Raw genomic sequence first — 19,632 nt, 5'->3', positions numbered from 1 at the left:
CCTCTGCGTTATACGCGCCCTTTCCAAGGCACGAGCCGCCGCTCCAACGCGCGCATGCCCAGATCGAACAGCCACGCGATCAATCCGATCAGCACGATGCCCATCACCACCACGTCGGTACGTAGAAAGCTCGACGCGTTGAGCACCATCTGCCCCAGGCCCGCAGTGGCCGCGACCATTTCCGCGGCGACCAGCGTCGTCCAGCCGAAGCCGATTGCAATGCGCAGACCGGTGAGAATCTCCGGCAACGCCGCAGGCAAAACCACATGCCGCACGATCTGCGAGAAGCGGCCGCCCAGCGAATACGCCGCATGAATCTGCTCGATGGTGGCGCTGCGCACGCCGGCGCGTGCGGCCATGGCAATCGGCGCGAAGCAGGCAAGATAGATCACGACGACCTTCGCCGTTTCGTCGATGCCGAACCAGATCACCACGAGCGGCAGATAAGCGAGCGGCGGCAACGGTCGATAGAACTCGAGCGGCGGATCGAGAAGGCCGCGCGCGACCCGGCTCACGCCCATCAGGATACCGACCGGCACAGCCGTGAGCGCGGCCAAAGCAAACGCGCCGAACACGCGCAACGCGCTCCACACGAGATGCTCCGAGAGCGGCAAGCCACCTTGAATGCGGCCGTGCCACGCGTCGAGGAAGGCGGTCCATACCGCTTCGGGCGTCGGCAGAAATAGCGGCGGCAACCAATGCAGATGCGTGGCAAGCCACCACAATGCTGCGAGCGTTACGACCGACAAAGTGCCGAGCGCGGCGGTCGGCCCGTCGCCCGGCAGACGCCAGCCGCGCACGGGCCGCCCGGTTTGCCGCGACCGCTTGCTAGTCTGCGCGAGCGGCGCGCCACCCAAAGATTGACGCGAAGCCGTCACGACACCACCTCGTCCTGATTGCGCTCATGCAGCCGATGCACCAGCCGCTCGCGCCATTCGATGAAATCCGCCGACGACTTCACCGCGCGTGCATCGCGTGTCTGTAGAAAATGCCGTGCGAACGGCAGGTCGTAGCTATCCGCGATACGGCCCGGTCCCGGCGTCATGACGACGAGACGGGTCGCGAGAAAGAGCGCCTCTTCGACGCTATGCGTGATGAAGAAGACCGTCTTGCGTGTGCGGCCCCAGCCGTCGAGCACGAGTTCCTGCATCGACTCGCGCGTCATGGCGTCGAGCGCGCCCATCGGTTCGTCCATCAGCAGCACTTGCGGATCGCTGGCAAGCGCGCGGGCAATACCGACGCGCTGCTGCATGCCGCCCGACAACGCATAGACCCGCGAGCGTGCATGCTTCTCAAGTCCGACGAGTTTCAGCATGTCGAGCGCAATGCGCTCGCGCTCCGCCTTCGGCACACGCTGAAAGCGCAAACCGAGTGCGACGTTGTCGAGCACATCAAGCCACGGCATCAACGCGTACTTCTGGAACACGACGCCGCGGTCCGCGCCCGGTCCGAGCACAGGCTCACCGTTTAATCTCACTTCACCTTCAGTCGGCGGGATGAAGCCGGCGATGCAATTGAGCAAGGTCGTCTTGCCGCAGCCCGACGCGCCCAGCGCGACCACGAACTCGCCGGGTTCGATACGCAGATCGACGTCGGCGAGCGCGACATGCCGCGCCGCGCCGCGCGCGCCTTCGTAGGCGACATGCAGTCGCCGGATTTCAAGACCGCTCATCGCCGAACCTCGTGATGCCAATGGAAGACAGTGCGCGACGATCAGTGCGCCGCGCGCTGCACGAACTGCGGATCGACGCCGGTCGAATAGTCGGCCAGCACGTTCTGGATCGTGCCTTGCGTCTTCAGAAACGCCGCGGTAGCGGCCAACGACTTCGCCGCGCCGGATTGCGCGCCGCCGCCGAGCCATGCATTCGAAGCCTGCTGCGACGGCGTTGGGAACGCGTATAGCGCAAGGCTCGCCGGCACTTCCTGCGCGTTCGCGCCGGACTCTTTGGCGACCGCCTCGACCTGCGGCGACGCTGCCGTCCATGCGGACGTGTGGTCGCGGTAACTTGCGTCGGTCGCGGCGAGCACCTTCACGAAGCGCGCGACGAACTCGGCGTTCTGACTGGCGAACTTGCGATCGACGACAAAGCCGTCGAAGGTCGCCTTGCCGGTCTGTTGCGCGACCTGTCCCGACGTGATGAGCACCTTGCCGTTTTTCTTGACCTTGGCCAGTACCGGGTCCCAGATATACGTCGCGTCGATGTCGCCGCGCTCCCACGCCGCCGCGACTTCAGGCGGGCGCAGGTTGACGATCTTGACGTCGGACGGATTCACGCCGGCGCTCTGCAACGCAACCAGCGTGTGAAAGTGTGACGTCGATACGAACGGCACGCCGATCTTCTTGCCTTTGAGACCGGCGACGCTCGTTACATTGGAGCCGTCGCGTGCGACCAGCGCTTCGGCGTCGTTGATATTGTCGAGAATCCAGAACAACGAAATATCCACGCCCTGCGACAGACCCGCCGCGATCGGGCTCGAACCGGCTTCACCGAGTTGCACCGAACCGGAGGCCAGCGCGCGGATCACGTCGGCACCGCTGCCCAGCTTGCGGTAGGTGACTTTGTAGCCGGTCGCTTTCTCCACTTCACCGGTTGCCTGCGCGTAACGCCAGGGCACCACCATGTCCTGATACGCGATCACGACCTCTTTGGTGTCGGCGTGCGCCACGGAGGCAAACGGCGCGGACAATGCGAGCAGCGTAGCGAACGCAGCAAGTGGACGGAGAATGCGGTTCATCGGAAAGCCCCTTGAGCAGGTGTTGTTCGGGAGGCTTTCGACTATAGGCAGTTTGTTCGCGGCCGGTTCTAATTAATCCGCGATTGCTAATCACGCTGTTTGAGCATTGCTTTTCACGTTCGGTTGGTTCGCGGCCACTGCTGCGACGGGCAGTCGGTCGGTTCCAGCGAATGATCGCGGAGAGTGGCTTGTGTGCGCAAGCTGCGCCGTTCGGCAGATTGACCCGCGCTTGACGCGGCGGGAATATCGTTGCGTCGCTAAACCTTCGCATTCCTATGATCGATTTCGTCGGCCGCCTTAGCTGGTTGCTTTTCAACGTCGGCGTGCCGGTGTGTGCGCCCTTTGCGCTGCTGCCTCTGTTGAGCTTTTCGCGGTTCTATCGGCAGTCGTCCAACGGTATTGCGATACGTTCCGTGCAGAACGGTCAACTTCTCTGGGTCGTCATCTCAATGTGCGCCAGCGCGTGTTACGAAATCGGCAGCGCGTTGGGCGATGCATCGACGAACAGCAGGCTGGCTTTCATGTTGGCTGGATTGCTCTGGCATGTCCTATTTCTCGTCGTGGCATCCATCCTCGTGTCGTTCGGCGCTGCTGACTCAACGCCAAATCCTGACTATCGTCACGGCGACGAGGCACGTGAACGGAAGTTGATGTGGACATCCACGATCATGACCGCTGCAGTGGCCGCCTCATTCGCCCTATCTCATTATTCGTTAAACTAACTAAATAACAACCCTCTGAGCTATACTTTTAAGCACGTCCAACAGGGAGAACTCAAATGCCCAATCTGATCGACTATGTCATGGAAAATCGCGATGTGCGCGATCGCCTGATCGAACTGGCCGCTCCATTTTCAGTCATTGGTAGCACGATCGCCTCGATCTGCATGCTGCTCGCACGTTACTACCGGTAATTCTTCGCGGAGAAGCGCGAAACTGCGCTGCATCGGCATTCAGAATCTGCCCGTCCAAAAGAAAAAAGCCTGCAACGCGTGCAGGCTTTTCTCATACTGACAGCTATTAGCTAAAACGCTCAGACCACACCAGCCCCATGCGCCTGCAAATCGGCGTGGTAGCTGGAGCGAACCATCGCGCCCACGGCTGCGTGCGTAAAACCCATCTTGTACGCTTCTTCCTCGTACATCTTGAACGTGTCCGGGTGCACGTAAGAACGCACCGGCAGATGGTGCTCCGACGGCTGCAGATACTGTCCGATCGTCAGCATGTCCACGTCGTGTTCACGCAGGTCGCGCATCACCTGCAGAATCTCTTCTTCGGTTTCACCGAGGCCGACCATCAGACCGGACTTGGTGGCGACTTCAGGGTGCAGCGCCTTGAAGTCTTTCAGCAGCTTGAGCGAATGCGCGTAGTCCGAACCCGGGCGCGCTTCCTTGTACAGACGCGGCACCGTTTCGAGGTTGTGATTCATCACATCGGGCGGCGCGGCATTCAGAATACCGATCGCGCGATCCAGACGGCCACGGAAGTCCGGCGTCAGAATTTCGATGCGCGTCTCCGGCGAAAGCTCGCGCGTCTGACGGATACATTCCACGAAGTGGGCGGCGCCGCCGTCACGCAAATCGTCACGGTCGACGCTGGTGATCACCACGTACTTGAGCTTCAACGCGGCGATGGTGCGCGCGAGATTACCTGGTTCGTCCACATCGAGCGGATCCGGGCGGCCGTGGCCGACGTCGCAGAACGGACAGCGGCGCGTGCACTTGTCGCCCATGATCATGAAGGTCGCCGTGCCCTTGCCGAAACACTCGCCGATGTTCGGGCAACTCGCTTCTTCACACACCGTATGCAGGTTGTGCTCGCGCAGAATCTGCTTGATTTCGTAGAAACGCGAATTGCCGGTCGCCGCTTTGACGCGGATCCAGTCGGGCTTCTTGAGCTTTTCGATCGGGACAATCTTGATCGGAATACGGGCGGTCTTGGCCTGCGCCTTCTGCTTTGCGGTCGCGTCATAAGCGGCGGCGGAAGCCGGCACGGCGTCAGGAGCGGGGGAAGCTGCGAGGTTCGCGGTAACGTCAGTCATTCGTTCGATCCAGTCAGGCGGTGAGGGCACCGGCCTGCGGTTGGGCGACGGCCGCGGGACTGCCGTCGAGGTTTGCCGTGAGGCGTTCTGCAAAGGTGCGGGCCACGTCGTCCCAGCCGGCGGCCACGCCAAGCGTTGCCATATCGACTGTTTCGAGCCCCGCGTAGCCACATGGGTTGATGGCCAGAAACGGCCGCAAGTCCATGTTCACATTCAGGCTCACGCCGTGATAACTGCAGCCGTTGCGGATCTTCAGACCCAGCGCCGCAATCTTGGCGCCGGCGTGCAGCCCAACGTCAGGCCCGGGCGCCACGTAGATACCGGGGGCGCCAGCCTTTCGTTCTCCGGCGAGATTATACGCCGCAAGGGTGTCGATCACGGCTTGCTCGATCCGCGTGACCAGTTCGCGCACCATCAACTTGCGGCGGCGCAAATCGAGCAGCAGGTAGGCCACCACCTGCCCCGGCCCGTGATAGGTGATCTGACCGCCCCGGTCGACTTTCACCAGAGGAATACCACTGTCGGCGGCCAGCAGATGGGCGGGATCGCCCGCCTGGCCTAGCGTGAAGACCGGTGGATGTTCGACTAGCCAGATTTCGTCGGGGGTGTCGGCCGTGCGTTCGTCGGTGAACGTGCGCATGGCTTCGAAACTGGCTTCGTAGGGTTCGCGGCCACGCCAACACAGCGTGGGCGGTGTCGTGGAGGGTGAGGGACTTGGGGAAACCGGCGTGGCGCACATGATCCCCGCAGTTTACCGAAATCTGGGAATCCCCGCCGGGAGGCGGCGGAGTTGGAAGTGCCAGGTCTCTGCAGCGTGGTGGCGCCTGGAAGTGCCAATTCACCTCAGCGCGGCCGCGCCGGTGGTGCCAAGCTGTGCCGGTGGCTCCAGCCACGTTCCGCTGCGGCGCGCGATTCGGCTAAACCATCGCGCCCGCAGCAGTACCTTCAAACCGTACGCCAGCCTCCTCTTACACGCGCCACCAACCGCTCGCCGATGCGCGCAAACCAGTTCAACGCGCGCTCGTCGCAGCGTGTCGGCACTGAAAACGCCACTCTCGCTTGCCCGTTGCCCTCCGCGCTCAGCCACAGCCGTTCACCGCGCCGCAACCGCAGCGTATGACCAGGTTGCAGCCAGTAATCTTCCGTGTCATCGCTGCGCGTGACCCAAACCGCGCCGCCACGAACGACCAGCCTGGTGCTGCGCGCCACCTTGAGGGGAACTGTCTCGCCAGTGCGGATTTCAAACGCGATGCTAGAGGAAATTTCTCGCATGATGCCCTCGCAAAAAGTCGTTTCATGACTACAATCCTAGGCGTAACAAGGGTTTACGCAAAACGATCTATTTTCACCTCTATGTGAGAAATATTGCCATGGACCTTCGGCAATTACCCGCCCTGAACGCCATCAAGGCGTTCGAAGCGGCCGCCCGCCACGAAAGCTTCTCGCGCGCCGCCGATGAACTCTTCGTCACTCACGGCGCCGTGAGCCACCAGATCCGCGCGCTCGAAGCCGAACTCGGCATCTCGCTGTTCGCGCGCGACGGCAAGCGCGTGCGGCTCACCGAAACCGGCCGGCGCTACGCCACGCATGTGCGCTCGGCGCTGATGGCGCTCGCCGACGCCACCCGCGAGATCCGCGCCGGCGATCGCGAACGGCGGCTGGTGGTGTCCATGCTGTCGTCGTTTGCCGCGCGCTGGGTGACGCCACGCGTCGGCAGCTTTATCGAGGCGCATCCGCAGTGGGACCTCGAACTGCTGTCCACTAACGCGCTCACGGACTTCGCGCGCGACGACGTCGACGTGGCGATCCGTTTCGGCTTCGGCAAATATTCGGGTCTGCATTCGGAGTTGCTGCTGGAGGAGATTTTCTTTCCCGCCTGCGCGCCGGATTTCAATGGCGGCAAGCTGCCGCAAACGCCGGCCGATCTGGCCAAAGTCCCGCTGCTGCGTTCCGACGACGAACTCTGGCGCCCCTGGTTCGACGCCGCCGGACTCACCGACTGGCCCGAGCCGAAGCGCGGCGTGCTGTACCAGGATTCGTCGAATCTGCTGCAGGCGGCCATCGACGGCCAGGGCGTCGCGCTCACGCGCCGCTCGCTGGCCATGCCAGAAATCGCGGCGGGCCGCCTCGTGCGGCTTTTCGATGTGGATGGGCCGAGCCCGTGGCAGTACTACTTCATCTGCACGCCGCAGATGCTCGAAACCGCCCGTGTGAAAGCGTTTCACGACTGGGTGTTCGAGGAGGTGGGACGCTTCAAGCAGTTGTTCGACCAGGCTTGCGAGCTACGACCTGCCGCAAGCGCCGATCTATCGGCGAACGCATTGCACGTCACGCCGTAACACGTATACGAACCGAACGAAGGGCTTTAAAGCACCACTTTGACCATCGGATGGCCGGTGAGCGCGCGATAGATATCGTCGAGCTGCTCACGGCTCGTGGCGCGCACCGTGACAGTCAGGCCCGTGTAGTTGCCGCCGCTGGACGGCCGCGTTTCGATGCGCGAGGCATCGACCTCGTTGTCGAACTGCCGCACCACCGTGACGATCGTCTCGGCGAACTCGGGGTGCGATTTGCCCATGATCTTGATCGGGAAATCGCAAGGAAACTCAAACAGTGACTCGTTCACGGAACTCATTCTCTACTCCTTGCTGTGCCTCGCGCGCTTGCTGGGCCTTGGCTCGCTGATACGCCGCATACAGCGCCGCATAGACCGCACCTGGCTTGCCCTCGCCGATCGGCCGGCCATCGAGTTGCGTGACCGGCAGCACTTCCTTGGTTGCCGAGCTGACGATGATCTCGTCCGCCGCGCGCAGTTCGGCCTCGGTGATCTCACGCGCTTCGAAACGGATGCCGCATTCGCCCGTCAGTTCCTCGATCAGGCCGTAGCGGATCCCTTCGAGAATCTTGTGGCTGCGCGGCGGCGCGGACAACACGCCGTCCTTCACCATCCACACATTCGACGACGACCCTTCGGTCAGCATGCCGTCGCGAAACTGGATCGTCTCGAACGCGTCGTTCTCTGCGGCATATTGCGCCATCAGCACGTTGCCGAGCAGCGACACGGACTTGATGTCGCAATTGAGCCAGCGGCGATCTTCCGCCGTCACGCAACGCACGCCTTGCGCGCGCTGCGCCGCGTCCGGCAGGTGCAGCGGCGTGACCATCACGAACACGGTCGGCTGGATGCCGGCCGGAAACGCGTGACCGCGTTTGGCCACACCGCGCGTGACCTGAATATAGGCAATCGCGTCCTGATCGGCGCGCAAACCGCCGTCCACCTCGTTCGCCGCGACCACGCGCTCGATCAGCGCGCGCCAGCCGGCGTCGTCAAACGGATTGACGATGCCGATTTTGTCCACCGAGCGCGCGAGGCGCGCCAAGTGTTGCTGGAAACGGAACGGCGTGCGGCCGCGCGCGCCCCCGGTTGGCGCATACAAAGGCGCAACTTCGTAAATGCCGTCGCCGAAAATAAAGCCGCGGTCGAGAACCGGCACGCGCGCTTCGGACAACGGCACCAACTCGCCGTTCAAATAGACAATCGGATCAGGCGAAACATCGGCAACAGCGGTCATTGCAATCGGGCTCTTACTTCTTCTTGTTGAACATGAGCATCAGCGAGTCCCACACGCGGCCGACCACGCCCGCTTGCGGCACAGCCTGCAGGGCCACGATCGGGAACTGCGCGAGCACCCTGCCGTCGGCTACCAGCTTCGCGGTACCGACCTGCTGACCGTTCGCGATCGGTGCGATCAGCGGATCGATCTGCTCGATCTGCGGCTTCACCTTGTCGCCCATGCCCTTCGGCACGGTGATGTACTGGTCGCTCTTCACGCCGATCTGCACGGTGTCCTGCGCACCCTTGTAGACGCGCGGCGTGCCCACCACCTGATTCGCCTTGTACAGACGCACCGTGTCATACGCGCTGTAGCCGTAGTTCAGCATCTTCAGGCTGTCCTGCACGCGGTCGTGTTCCTTGGTCTCGCCCATCATGACCGAGACGAGACGGCGCGACGCGTCGGTCGTGCCCGGCAGCGAACGCTTCGCGCTCGCGATCAGGCAGTAACCGGCGCCTTGCGTGTGACCGGTCTTCAGACCGTCGACCGTCGGGTCGATCCACAGCAGACGGTTGCGGTTCGGCTGCTTGATCTTGTTGTACGTGAATTCCTTGACCGAGAAAATGTTGTAGTAGTCAGGGAAGTCGCGAATCAGACGCGCCGACAACACCGCGAGGTCGCCCGCCGTGGTGTAGTGCTGCGGATCGGGCATGCCGTTCACGTCGGCGAAATGCGTGTTCTTCATGCCGAGGCGTTGCGCTTCCGTGTTCATCATGTTGACGAACTGCGACTCGCTGCCGCCAACCAGTTCGGCCAGCGCGATCGCCGCGTCGTTACCCGACTGGATGATCATGCCGTACACCAGATCGTGCACGGTCACCGGCTTGTTGGCTTCGATGAACATGCGCGATTCGTCGGTGCGCACGCGGCGCACCGCTTCGCTCGGCATGACCGTCTGTTCCATGTTGATCTTCTTCGTCTGCAGTGCTTCGAAGACGAGGTACGCCGTCATCAGCTTGGTCAGCGACGCCGGTTCCACGCGCTCGTCCGGATTGCCGGAGGCGAGCACCTGGTTGCTGGTCGCATCGACGAGCACCCACGAGCGCGCGTTCACGGCCGGCGGCGGCACTTGCGCGAACGCGGTGCTGGCGACGAGCGTGGCCGGCAGCACGACGCCGAGGGTCACGGCACGGCTAAGCGTAGAAGGAACAAAGGAAGCAACTGAAGGGAATGACGTGCGGCCGGAGGTGGAAAAACGCATAGGGTCGATTCGTGCAGAAAAATACAGCGCGCGCAGGGCGCAGAGTTTGGAAGAGCCGGTCGGCGAGCGTCTGGCCGTAAAAACGGCGCGGCGCCCATTGGACTTCCGGCCACGCGATCGGTTCGCGCAGCACGCCGGCATCCGGCACCGCTGCGCGCGAAAAGACGCTACGCGTCGCGCGAACTGCCGGATGGGCGGCGCTGCGCCCAAAAAAGAGTCGCCATTATACGCGCGCTCTCCCCGTTACTTTGCGCAAAGGTCGGCGATTAATTTGCGTTTGTGCGTACCTGTACCCCGGAAAACACACATCGCGCCGCTTACCGCCAGGCGTCGACGATGATCCGCTTCAGAACGTGCAACTTGCGATGCAGAAAATGCTCCGCCCCCGGAATCACGACAACCGGCAATTCTTGCGGCCGCGCCCAGTCGTAAACGGATTGAATGGGAACTGTCTCGTCGGTTTCGCCGTGAATCACGAGTGTATTTTCCGGTACCGGGGCGACCTCCCAGCGGCTCGCGGCCGTGCCGACCAGCACCATTCGCTCGATCTGCTCGCCTTCTTCGCGCAACTGCGCGGCCACGTGCGACAACACGAATGTGCCGAACGAAAAACCGGCCAGCACGAGGGGCAGATCGCTTTGACCCGGTTCAGCACGCATGTGATCCAGCACGGCGCGCAAGTCGTCGCGCTCGCCAATGCCCGCGTCATGCTCGCCTTCCGTTTGCCCAACGCCGCGAAAATTCGAGCGATACGTCACGTAGTTCAACTGCACGAGCGTGCGCGCGAGCGTCTGCGCGACCTTGTTGTCCATCGTGCCGCCGAACAGCGGATGCGGATGCGCGACCAGCGCGATGCCGCGCGGCGCCGCGCCGTTTTCGCGCGTTTCGTCGGGCAGATCCAGCGCGACCTCGATCTTGCCGACCGGGCCGTCGATCAGATATTTTTTGGTGTGTACGTTCATGGCGAGGCTTATTGATCGATTTTCAGACGCTCGACGATCTTGCCGTTCGCGAGGTGCGAGTCGACGATTTCGTCGATGTCGCTCTCGTCGACGTACGTGTACCAGATGCCTTCCGGATACACGACGAGCGTCGGGCCGAGTTCGCAGCGGTCGAGGCAGCCGGCCTTGTTGATGCGCACCTGGCCTGGACCGGCGAGACCCAGTTTTTTCACGCGTTTCTTCGCGTACTCCTGCATCTCCTGTGCATTGCAGTTCGCGCAGCTTGGGCGTTCGGCGCCGGGCTCGCGCTGATTGAGGCAGAAGAAGACGTGGTACTTATAGAAGGAGTCCATGATGTCCGGAGGCGAGACGGTCGGTGTGGGGAATGGCGCTGGATGCACGCGGCGCGCCAGTTGTGCGATCGATTATAACGAGCGGGGCTAGCGGTCGCTGACGCGGTCCACCGCTGCGCCACGCGCCGCGCCCCTTCACGTGTGTTTCATGCGCCGCTTGAGCCACGCCAGTTCGACCACATACGCCAGCCACACGAGCGCCGCATACGGCCAGATCCACGCGAGCCAGTGCGCCAGTCCGTTGAAGTGCAGGTAACGCCCTTGCCGCCAGTCGGCGAGCACGGCATCGAAGTATGGATTCACGGGCAGCAGATTGACGAACACCAGCGCGATCGTCAGCGCGACACCCGCAAGCGCGGCGCGCGATCGGCGCTGCAGGCGCAACGCGAGGAGTGCCGCGGCGGTCCCGCACACAAGACCCACCAACGCGCCAGGCGTCGCCCAGTCGAACGCGAGGCCGGACTGCGATTGCAGAAAGGTCGCGCCCGCCTTCACGCACAGGGTGATCACGATAAACAGCAGCAACAGGCGCACGCGCGGCGCAGGGCGGCGCACCGGCAGCGATGCCAGCGCGAGCGCGGCGAACAGGTTGAGCGTGGTGATCACGGCTTCCCACGCGTCGTCAGGCAGCCACGCGGCGACGAGCGCCGGCCAGGCGCCGACGTGCCAGCCCGGCGGCGTCCATGCGAGCAAGGCGTCTTGCGTGGTCGAATCGAAACGCAGCCAGAGGGCGCGCGGCCAGTTGCCGAGACCGAACAGGCGCGGCGCCGGGTACATCGTCGCGAACGGCCACGCCGCGACCAGACACGCGAGCGCGGCCCGATCGCGCTCGAACCACAGAAGCCGCACGCGCCGCAGCAAGCCGCGATCGAGCAGCGCGCCCGTCGCCGGCGACATGATCGCCGCGCCGAGCAGCGCACCGAGCGCGTTGGCGGCGAGATCGAGGTTGGAGGCGACACGCGTCGGCAAATAGGTCTGCACGGCTTCCATCACGCCGGACAACACTCCGCCGAGCACGAAGGCGAACGCGACCGCCAGCGTGCCGCGCCAGCGCGGATAGGCGGCGAGCACCACCAGCGCGCCGAACGGCATATAGCCGAGCACGTTGGTGACGACGTCGAACGCCGTCAGGTACTGCGGCATGGGATCGGACAGATAGGCAAACGGACCGAGGCCAAGCGAGCGCCAGCCCGAAAACGGATACCACGAACCGTAGACGATCAACGCGGTGTACAACACCAGCGCCTGCCGGGCGAGCACCGACGGACGGCGCGCCCAGGGTTTCACGCTCATGCAGCGCTCCGCAATGTGCGCTGCAAGCCGGTCATTGCGCGGCGACCAGCGCCTGCACGCCGAGCCACGCGCCGATCTGCGAGACGAGATCGTCGCTGGCAGTGGCGAGCGCCTGCGCGCCGCCGGCGGCATCCGCCGACCTGGACGGCGCCCGCGCGATGAACGTGCGCTGACTGAGCACCTTGCCGCTTTGCGTGAGGGTGGCGCGCGCGGTGACCGCGGCGTGACTTTCGGACTGGCTGTCGAAAACCTGCTCGAACTCGCTCAGGTCGACCTTCAACACCGGTGCGGCGACGCCGTCGGCGCCGGTCAGCACCGTGCCGCGCGAACTGAGCGCGCCGCGCAGACGCTGGGTCAGCAACTGCGAGGGCGTCATGGTCCAGTGGCTGTTTGCGTATGCAGCGGTCTGCTGCGCGTCGGCGTAGCTCAGGCGGTACATCAGCTTGTCCGACTCGAGCACGTCGGGCGCGCTCACATCGAGCACCTTCACGGCCGGCGACGCGCCGGCGGACGCTGCCGGACTCGGCGGCCCGAAGTCGTAGCGGATGTCCGAAAGCGCCGCCGGCGTGCCGGCGCAGCCCGCGGCGAGCACGCCGAATGCGAGCAGCACCGCCAGCGCGGCGCTCGAGGACAGGAATCGGTGAATCGAGCGTGACATGACAATCTTCCTTTCTTCAAACCTTCAGAATTGTTGCTTCAACTTCATTGCTTCAACCTCACTGGGCAGCGCGCGCGGCGGGCCATTTGAAGCCTGCTTCGCCGGGGCCGGGTGCCGCACCCGGCGCGCCGAACAGCACGCTGCGCGGGCTGGTGCTGAACGTGTCGGCGGCGCGATCCACTGAGCGGGCCGCGGAGCGCACGTCTTCAGCGAGCGAATTGACGCGCGGCAAGGTGTCGTAGCCGACCCGCGACGACAGTTCCTGCACCGCGCCGTTGATCGACACCAGCGCGTCGCCGGCTTGCTGCGCGGCCGTGCCGACCTTGTTCAGGTTGGTCTCGAACGGGCCGCTCGGCCGGTTCAGGCTGGTGATCAGCTGATTGGTCGACGCCAGCGTACGATCCAGCCGGTTGATCGTGCCGGGCAGCATCCCTGCGGCCGGCGTTATTTTCTGCGTCAGCGTAGCCACGCCGTCGGCGGCTTTCTGCAGGCTTGCAGCCGTGCCCAGCAACTGCGCGGCCATTTCCGGCGACAGCAGATTGTCGACGTCGTCCGTGACTTTTTCGAGTTTGCGCAGCAGCACGTCGCCGCGTTGCTGCAGTTGATCGAGCAAGCCGGGGCGCATCGGCAACTGCGCCACCTGTTTCGACGACGACGCCAGCGGCGTCGGATCGCGCCCATTGTCATCCAGCTGGATGAAGGCGATACCCGTGACGCCCTGAAAACCCAGGCTGCCGAACGTCGAATGGGTAATCGGCGCGTGCGTATCGACGAGGATACGAATCAGAATCTGCCCCGGATGAGCCGAATCGAACTTGATGGACTGCACCTTGCCGACGTCGAGCCCTCGATAACGCACCGCGGCGTCGGTAAACAGGCCCGTCACGTTGGTGCGCGCGATCAGATCGTACGGCACTCGCACGGAACGGTCGACATTGAACAAAAAAGCCGCCACCGCGATAGCCACCAGCAAAACGATCGTGAAGAGCCCGGCCCAGAAGGCATGTGATTTGTTTTCCATTGTCAGGTTCCCTGGTTCACAGCGGCAATTCGGACGATGCCGGCTCGAGCGCCGCCCGCGGCAGCCTCGCGCGGCGCTCCGGCGGCAGCGCCTGCAACGCGCGGCGCCCGCGCAGGCCGAGGAAATATTCGCGGATGAAAGGATGATCGACGCCCGCCGCCTCTTCCACCGGCGCGGCCACCAGCACCTTGCGATCCGCCAGCACGGCGACGCGGGTGGACAACGCGATCATCGTGTCGAGATCGTGCGTGACCATCACCACCGTCAGGCCGAGCGCGCGATGCAGCGCGGAGATCAGCTCGACGAATTCGTCCGACGCCTGCGGATCGAGCCCGGCGGTCGGTTCATCGAGAAACAGCAGTTCCGGTTCGAGCGCGATCGCGCGCGCAATGCCCACGCGTTTGATCATGCCGCCCGACAGCGCCGACGGCATTTTCGACGCGTGCTTGCACGGCAGGCCGACCATCTCCAGCTTGAGCATCACGATGTCGCGCAACAGATCTTCGGGCACCTTGCCGAGTTCGCGCACCGGCTGCGCGATGTTGTCGAACACCGACAGCGACGAGAACAGCGCGCCGCGCTGGAACAACATGCCGGAGCGGCTGCGCATCAGTAGCGCGGTTTCCGGCGAGATGGTCGCGAGATTCTCGCCGAACAGTTTGATGGTGCCCGACGAAGGCCGCTCCAGCCCGAGTATCTGCCGCACCAGCGTGGTCTTGCCGGAACCCGAGCCGCCGACGATCGACACGATCTCGCCGCGCCGCACGTCCAGATTCAGATGTTGATGCACGATGTTGCGCCCGTAGCGCTTAGTCACGTCGATCACTTCGATCACCGGCTCGGCGATCGAGGGTACGGGCTGGCCGCGCACGGCCTGAGTGAGTGGCGCGATCATCCGAGCCCCACGTTCTGGAAGAGGATCGCGAACACGGCGTCCGCGAGAATCACGATGGTAATCGAGGTCACCACCGAGGTCGTCGTGCCTTCGCCCAGACTCTGCGAATTGGCCTTGATACGGAAACCGAAATGACAGCCGACAATCGCGATCAGCATGCCGAACGCGACGCCCTTACCCAAGCCGATCCACAGATTCGCGACCGGCACCACGCCCGGCAAAGCCCGCGCGAAATAGCTCATGTCGATGCCGAGCGCGATCTTCGCGGCGAGCGCGCCGCCCGTCAGCGCGATGATGTTGGTCCACATGACGAGCAACGGCATGGCCACGCCGAGCGCGACCACGCGCGGCAGGATCAGCCGCAGGCCATGCGGGATGCCCATCACGCGCATGGCGTCGAGTTCCTCGGTCACGCGCATCACCCCGATCTGCGCGGTGATCGCCGAACCGGAGCGGCCTGCCACCAGAATCGCGGCAAGCACCGGCCCGAGTTCGCGAATTACCGAAAGCCCCAGGATATTGACGATGTACTGGTTTGCGCCAAACAGCCGCAGTTGCTGCGCGGACAGATAACTGAGCACGATGCCGATCAGGAACGCGACCAGCGCGGTGATCGGCATGGCTTTGGTGCCGGCGTTGTAGATGTTCGCGGATATCTCGGTCCACGGCGTGATTTTCGGTTTGCGCGCGATCGCCAACAGGTCGAGCACGACGCGCCCGAGCATCGCCACGCCGCCATACAAATGCTCGAAGAACGAGAAGATCGCGAGCCCGAGCCGCGTGAGCGGATCGAATTTGACCACCGGCTCGGCCGTTTCGCGCACGGTGTCGAGCAAGGCGATGCGCTCGAAAATGTCGCGTTGCGTGTCGGTCAGCGTGGTGTCCGGGGGCATCTTGTGGCCCCACACGCGCCACAACGCCTGGCCGCCCACGTGATCCATCCGGTCGATACGCGACAGGTCCCATTGACCGATGCCTTCGGCGCCGACCAGCGACCGCAGCAGAGGGATCACGTGCCCAGTGGCTCTGTCGCGCGCGAGCGCGAGCGCCGTCCACTGGCCCGAGAGCCGGACGATCTTGCCTTGGCTGCCTGCCGCGACTTCGAGGCCGGGCGGAGTGTCGTAGTTCAAGGATCGTTGAATCTGGTTATCGGATTAGCGGCCATTGTAACGAAGGCGCGGCGCCGCAACTGCGCCCGCGGACTCAACGGGTTCGCTATCGCTACAATATGATTCATGAACACGTCCAAGACTTCCCCCCAAGGCGACTGGCGCATCGACCGCGAGCGCGCCGTCGCGCTGTTCGGCCCGCACGCGCACGACTGGCCGATCGAAATCGTCGAGGAAACCGGCTCGACCAACGCCGACTTGATGACGCGCGTCAAAGCGCTGCCGCGCAAGGCCGGCGCGCTGCCGCGGCCGATCGTGCGGGTCGCGTATCTGCAAACCGCCGGGCGTGGCCGCCGCGGTCGTCCGTGGTATGCGGAGCCGGGCAATGCGCTGCTGTTTTCGGTGGCGTGCGTATTGCCGCGTCCGCTCGAAGGGCTCGCGGGCCTGAGTCTCGCGGTGGGCGTCGCACTGGTTGACGGACTGCGCTCGCTGCCGGTTGCCGGTCCCGGCCAGATCGCGCTGAAGTGGCCGAACGACGTCCTGCTCGAAGGCGACAAGCTGGCCGGCATCCTGATCGAAACCGCGTGGAGCACCGACGACGCCAGCGCGGTGGTGATCGGCATCGGCACCAACGTGAAGGGCGCGGACGAACTCGCGGCCAAAGTCGGCGCGTTGAACGCCGGCGTGCCGCCGCAGGCGCGCGGCACCGCACCGACCGCCTTGCAGCGCGCGCTGCCCAACGCCAACCTCACCGACACGCTCGCCGCCGAGCTGAACGCGCTCGAACCCGCCTTGCAGCGCTTCGGCGCTGAAGGTTTCGCGCCGTTCCAGCCACGCTGGATCGCGGTGCACGCCTATGCAGGCCGCGAAGTGGTGTTGCTGGACCAAGGCCAGGAACAGATGCGCGGGGTGGCGGCGGGCGTCGACGAGCGCGGCCAGTTGCTGCTCGACACCGCCACCGGCCGCGAGGTCGTTGCGACCGGCGACGTTTCGCTGCGTCTGGCCGACGGTGCCGCATGACGAGCGGCGCGCCTGATTTGCTGATCGACGCGGGCAATAGCCGTATCAAGTGGGCGCTAGTTGAGGCGGACGGTACGCAGATCGCGGCCGGCGCGCTGGCCCACGGCGGCGCGGATCAGCCGGACTGGTCAAACTTGCCGAGGCCGCGCGGCGCGTGGTTGTCCAATGTCGCGGGTGAAAATGTCGCGGCGCGGATTGCCGCCTTGCTCGACGCACGCTGGCCGCAGCTGCCACTCACCACGATCCGCGCTTCCGCGCAGCAATGCGGCGTAACCAATAGCTACACCACGCCGCATGCACTTGGCAGCGACCGCTGGGCCGGCATGATCGGCGCGCATGCGGCGTTTCCCGGCGAACATCTGCTGATCGCGACATTCGGCACGGCGACCACGCTGGAAGCATTGCGTGCGGACGGCTGCTTTGTCGGCGGTCTGATCGCGCCGGGTTGGAGCTTGATGATGCGCTCGCTGGGCGAACATACGGCGCAACTGCCGACGCTCGACGCCCACGCCGCACGCGGTCTGCTCGACGGCGGCATGCCCGACGCGGCGCGCGGCGGGCCGTTCCTCGCGACGGACACGCCGCGCTCGCTATCCGCCGGTTGCACGTTGGCGCAAGCGGGCTTGATCGAGCGGGTGTGGCGCGATTTGCAGGACGAATGGCAGGTGCCGGTGCGGCTCGTAGTCAGCGGCGGCGCCGTGGACGAAGTGGCGAGCGCACTGAAAGTGCCGCATACTCGCCACGATTCGCTGGTGCTGTCCGGCCTCGCGCTGATTGCTGCCGAGCGCGCCCTGGAACGCGGCAACTGAATCGCGACCAACGGCATAACGGTGGCTCAACTTCTGGACGGGGAAAACCAATAATGCTGCGCTGGCTGATCGCCATATTGTTTCTTGCCAATATGCTGGCATTCGTCGCGGTGCGCGGCGTGTTCGGCCCGACGCCCACAGCCGGCGGACGCGAGCCCAACCATCTGAATCGCCAGGTTCATCAGGAATGGCTGAAGGTGCAGCCGGTCACTGCCGCGGAGGCTGCCGACCAAGCCGTTGTAGGCGGTCCGGCGCCGGTGGCGCCGATCGCGGCATCCGCGCTTTCGCAGTAAGTCGCTCGCAGTCTTGCTGCGTGCGAAGCGCGTTTCGACGCGCGCGACGCGAGGCCTTAAGCCGGCGAGAGACTCCCGCCGCAGCCGGCCACTAGCCTTGCGTGCGAACTTTCTTCAGTAGCGCGGTCGTCGAGCGGTCGTGCTCGAAGGGAATCGCCAACGCCTTACCGCCCCAGCTTCGCACGATGGCCGACTCGGGCAACACGTCCATGTCGTAGTCGCCGCCCTTCACAAGCACGTCCGGCCGCACCGCCGAAATCAGCTCGACGGGCGTCTTCTCGCCGAAGCACACCACGTAGTCGACACTCTCCAGCGCCGCCAGCAAGGCCATGCGGTCAGCCTCGTTATTGATGGGCCGGTCGTCGCCTTTGCCGAGCATGCGCACCGACGCATCGCTATTCACACCGACGATCAGACAAGCGCCCAAAGCCTTTGCATCCGCGAGATAAGTCACGTGCCCGCGATGCAGGATATCGAACACGCCGTTGGTAAATACAACCGGCGCCTTCAGCGAGGGACGCAGCGTCACCAGTGCATCGCGCGTGAGAATCTTGCGTTCAAAAATGGCAGCCATGGAGAAATCGGAAAGGACAGGAAGGTGTCGTCACCATACACGATGGGTCGCATGAAACAAAACGGCCTGGCGCACATAAATGCGTCAGGCCGTTTTCTTTTAAACCGGTTCGCGGCGCGCGGCGCCACAGACCGAGTCACATGCTCGCGACCCTCAGGCCGGTTGCTCCGCCGACTTCTGCTCAGCCTGCAGACGCAGAACCACTTCCTTGCGGTAGCGGTTCAATTCCTGCGCGGTGTTGAACGTGCGCTCGAACAGAATGGACAGGTTGTGCAGAATGCGCTCGACTACCTTCTTTTCCCAACCGTCGTCGAAACGGATCTGTTCGTCGAGCCAGCGTTCCAGCCACTCCGGATCCGGCAGACGCGACTGAATCGTGTCGCGCGGGAACAGTGCCTGGTTCACGTGCAGGTTGGTGGGGTGCAGCGGTTTTTCCGTGCGGCGAGCCGAGGCCATCAGCACACCGATCTTCGCAAACGCGGCGCGCGCAATGTCGCCGGTTTGCGCCATGGCCTTCTTCATGTAGCGCAGATAGGCGCCGCCATGCCGCGCTTCGTCGCGCGAAATGGTTTCGTAGATGTGTTTGATGACCGGCTCGGTGTGCCATTCGGCGGCACGGCGATACCAGTGATTCAGGCGGATCTCGCCGCAGAAGTGCAGCATTAGCGTTTCGAGCGGCGGAGCCGGATCGAATTCGAAGCGCACGGCGTGCAGTTCTTCCTCGGTCGGGCACATTTCCGGCTTGAAGCGGCGCAGATATTCCATCAGCACCAGCGAATGCTTCTGTTCCTCGAAGAACCACACGCTCATGAACGCGGAGAAATCGCTGTCGTGATGGTTGTCACGGAGAAACATTTCCGTGGCGGGCAACGCCGACCATTCGGTGATCGCGTTCATCTTGATCGTCGCTGCCTGCTCGTCGGTCAATAGCGATGCATCGAACTTGTCCCAGGGAATGTCTTTCTCCATGTCCCATCGAACGGATTCGAGCGATTTATAAAGTTCCGGATAAAGCATGGTGTTCATAGTCCCACCCCTGTTCTGCGCATACTGTGTGTCTGTCACTACTACGTTG

At 64.0% G+C, this 19,632-nt stretch carries 24 protein-coding genes; 6 read left to right on the top strand and 18 right to left on the bottom strand.

The window, feature by feature from the left end:
- Window positions 1-8: 8 nt before the first annotated feature.
- From B0G81_RS27030 to tauA, 3 genes are read right to left on the bottom strand one after another with little or no spacing between them, the layout of a single operon-like run.
- Window positions 9-878, bottom strand: coding sequence for an ABC transporter permease subunit (locus B0G81_RS27030; RefSeq protein ID WP_134139403.1), 870 nt, complete (start codon window positions 876-878; stop codon window positions 9-11).
- Window positions 875-1,672, bottom strand: coding sequence for an ABC transporter ATP-binding protein (locus B0G81_RS27025; RefSeq protein ID WP_134139400.1), 798 nt, complete (start codon window positions 1,670-1,672; stop codon window positions 875-877). Before B0G81_RS27025 ends, B0G81_RS27030 begins: the two co-directional genes overlap by 4 nt.
- Before the next feature lie 41 nt (window positions 1,673-1,713).
- Window positions 1,714-2,736: a taurine ABC transporter substrate-binding protein gene (tauA, locus tag B0G81_RS27020; RefSeq protein ID WP_134139396.1), complete on the bottom strand. Its 1,023-nt coding sequence runs from the start codon at window positions 2,734-2,736 to the stop codon at window positions 1,714-1,716.
- Window positions 2,737-3,011: 275 nt separating this feature from the next.
- On the opposite strand from tauA, the gene B0G81_RS27015 reads away from it, so the two are divergent.
- Together B0G81_RS27015 and B0G81_RS45425 are read left to right on the top strand one after the other, a co-directional pair.
- Entirely contained in the window at window positions 3,012-3,458 is a 447-nt protein-coding gene (locus tag B0G81_RS27015; protein WP_106282259.1) for a hypothetical protein, read from the top strand.
- A gap of 56 nt (window positions 3,459-3,514) precedes the next feature.
- Window positions 3,515-3,649, top strand: a complete 135-nt coding sequence (locus B0G81_RS45425) for a hypothetical protein (RefSeq protein ID WP_258193327.1) — start codon at window positions 3,515-3,517, stop codon at window positions 3,647-3,649.
- Between the two features lie 119 nt (window positions 3,650-3,768).
- Here the strand turns inward: B0G81_RS45425 and lipA are convergent, their stop codons facing one another.
- The 3 genes from lipA to B0G81_RS27000 form a co-directional block, all read right to left on the bottom strand.
- Window positions 3,769-4,776 (bottom strand): lipoyl synthase, encoded by a 1,008-nt coding sequence (lipA, locus tag B0G81_RS27010; protein WP_106282260.1) that lies wholly within the window; start codon window positions 4,774-4,776, stop codon window positions 3,769-3,771.
- A 13-nt stretch (window positions 4,777-4,789) separates the two neighbouring features.
- Window positions 4,790-5,515, bottom strand: a complete 726-nt coding sequence (gene lipB / locus B0G81_RS27005) for a lipoyl(octanoyl) transferase LipB (protein WP_134139392.1) — start codon at window positions 5,513-5,515, stop codon at window positions 4,790-4,792.
- A 206-nt stretch (window positions 5,516-5,721) separates the two neighbouring features.
- Entirely contained in the window at window positions 5,722-6,048 is a 327-nt protein-coding gene (locus B0G81_RS27000; protein WP_121306755.1) for a DUF2917 domain-containing protein, read from the bottom strand.
- Between the two features lie 98 nt (window positions 6,049-6,146).
- On the opposite strand from B0G81_RS27000, the gene B0G81_RS26995 reads away from it, so the two are divergent.
- Window positions 6,147-7,115: a transcriptional regulator GcvA gene (locus tag B0G81_RS26995; protein WP_134139389.1), complete on the top strand. Its 969-nt coding sequence runs from the start codon at window positions 6,147-6,149 to the stop codon at window positions 7,113-7,115.
- Window positions 7,116-7,141: 26 nt separating this feature from the next.
- On the opposite strand, the gene B0G81_RS26990 is transcribed toward B0G81_RS26995, so the two are convergent.
- From B0G81_RS26990 to B0G81_RS26945, 10 genes are all read right to left on the bottom strand, one after another.
- Window positions 7,142-7,411 (bottom strand): DUF493 family protein, encoded by a 270-nt coding sequence (locus B0G81_RS26990; protein ID WP_106282264.1) that lies wholly within the window; start codon window positions 7,409-7,411, stop codon window positions 7,142-7,144.
- Window positions 7,383-8,348, bottom strand: a complete 966-nt coding sequence (locus B0G81_RS26985) for a D-amino acid aminotransferase (RefSeq protein ID WP_134139385.1) — start codon at window positions 8,346-8,348, stop codon at window positions 7,383-7,385. Before B0G81_RS26985 ends, B0G81_RS26990 begins: the two co-directional genes overlap by 29 nt.
- Before the next feature lie 13 nt (window positions 8,349-8,361).
- Window positions 8,362-9,591, bottom strand: coding sequence for a D-alanyl-D-alanine carboxypeptidase family protein (locus B0G81_RS26980; RefSeq protein ID WP_134139380.1), 1,230 nt, complete (start codon window positions 9,589-9,591; stop codon window positions 8,362-8,364).
- Between the two features lie 317 nt (window positions 9,592-9,908).
- A complete protein-coding gene (locus tag B0G81_RS26975) occupies window positions 9,909-10,553 on the bottom strand; it encodes an alpha/beta hydrolase (protein WP_134139376.1) in 645 nt (214 codons plus the stop codon).
- An 8-nt stretch (window positions 10,554-10,561) separates the two neighbouring features.
- The gene (locus tag B0G81_RS26970) at window positions 10,562-10,885 is read right to left on the bottom strand and encodes a ferredoxin (RefSeq protein ID WP_106282268.1); all 324 of its coding nucleotides are present in this window, start codon (window positions 10,883-10,885) and stop codon (window positions 10,562-10,564) included.
- Window positions 10,886-11,020: 135 nt separating this feature from the next.
- Window positions 11,021-12,178 (bottom strand): VanZ family protein, encoded by a 1,158-nt coding sequence (locus tag B0G81_RS26965; protein WP_134139373.1) that lies wholly within the window; start codon window positions 12,176-12,178, stop codon window positions 11,021-11,023.
- A 31-nt stretch (window positions 12,179-12,209) separates the two neighbouring features.
- Window positions 12,210-12,836 carry an ABC-type transport auxiliary lipoprotein family protein gene (locus B0G81_RS26960; protein ID WP_106282270.1) on the bottom strand — a complete coding sequence of 209 codons (627 nt, stop codon included), beginning with the start codon at window positions 12,834-12,836 and terminating at the stop codon, window positions 12,210-12,212.
- A 58-nt stretch (window positions 12,837-12,894) separates the two neighbouring features.
- Window positions 12,895-13,857 (bottom strand): MlaD family protein, encoded by a 963-nt coding sequence (locus tag B0G81_RS26955; RefSeq protein WP_134139367.1) that lies wholly within the window; start codon window positions 13,855-13,857, stop codon window positions 12,895-12,897.
- 16 nt (window positions 13,858-13,873) lie between these two features.
- Entirely contained in the window at window positions 13,874-14,752 is an 879-nt protein-coding gene (locus tag B0G81_RS26950; protein WP_106282272.1) for an ATP-binding cassette domain-containing protein, read from the bottom strand.
- Entirely contained in the window at window positions 14,749-15,882 is a 1,134-nt protein-coding gene (locus B0G81_RS26945) for an ABC transporter permease (protein ID WP_134139363.1), read from the bottom strand. The genes B0G81_RS26950 and B0G81_RS26945 overlap by 4 nt, the downstream gene beginning before the upstream one ends.
- Window positions 15,883-15,987: 105 nt before the next feature.
- Here B0G81_RS26945 and B0G81_RS26940 point away from each other — a divergent pair, with 105 nt between their 5' ends.
- From B0G81_RS26940 to B0G81_RS26930, 3 genes are read left to right on the top strand one after another with little or no spacing between them, the layout of a single operon-like run.
- Window positions 15,988-16,881, top strand: coding sequence for a biotin--[acetyl-CoA-carboxylase] ligase (locus tag B0G81_RS26940; protein WP_134139358.1), 894 nt, complete (start codon window positions 15,988-15,990; stop codon window positions 16,879-16,881).
- On the top strand, window positions 16,878-17,690 hold the full coding sequence (locus tag B0G81_RS26935; RefSeq protein ID WP_134139354.1) for a type III pantothenate kinase: 813 nt from the start codon (window positions 16,878-16,880) through the stop codon (window positions 17,688-17,690). The genes B0G81_RS26940 and B0G81_RS26935 overlap by 4 nt, the downstream gene beginning before the upstream one ends.
- Before the next feature lie 53 nt (window positions 17,691-17,743).
- Window positions 17,744-17,983 carry a hypothetical protein gene (locus tag B0G81_RS26930; RefSeq protein ID WP_106282276.1) on the top strand — a complete coding sequence of 80 codons (240 nt, stop codon included), beginning with the start codon at window positions 17,744-17,746 and terminating at the stop codon, window positions 17,981-17,983.
- A gap of 91 nt (window positions 17,984-18,074) precedes the next feature.
- Here the strand turns inward: B0G81_RS26930 and rfaE2 are convergent, their stop codons facing one another.
- Together rfaE2 and B0G81_RS26920 are read right to left on the bottom strand one after the other, a co-directional pair.
- Entirely contained in the window at window positions 18,075-18,557 is a 483-nt protein-coding gene (rfaE2, locus tag B0G81_RS26925) for a D-glycero-beta-D-manno-heptose 1-phosphate adenylyltransferase (protein WP_106282277.1), read from the bottom strand.
- Between the two features lie 153 nt (window positions 18,558-18,710).
- Window positions 18,711-19,583, bottom strand: a complete 873-nt coding sequence (locus B0G81_RS26920; protein WP_106282278.1) for a ferritin — start codon at window positions 19,581-19,583, stop codon at window positions 18,711-18,713.
- Window positions 19,584-19,632 lie beyond the last annotated feature (49 nt).

Source organism: Paraburkholderia sp. BL6665CI2N2 (genome assembly GCF_004366535.1).
Taxonomy (GTDB): Bacteria; Pseudomonadota; Gammaproteobacteria; order Burkholderiales; family Burkholderiaceae; genus Paraburkholderia.
The sequence above is the reverse complement of the archived record's forward strand: the minus strand, read 5'-3'. Positions and strand labels throughout refer to the sequence as shown.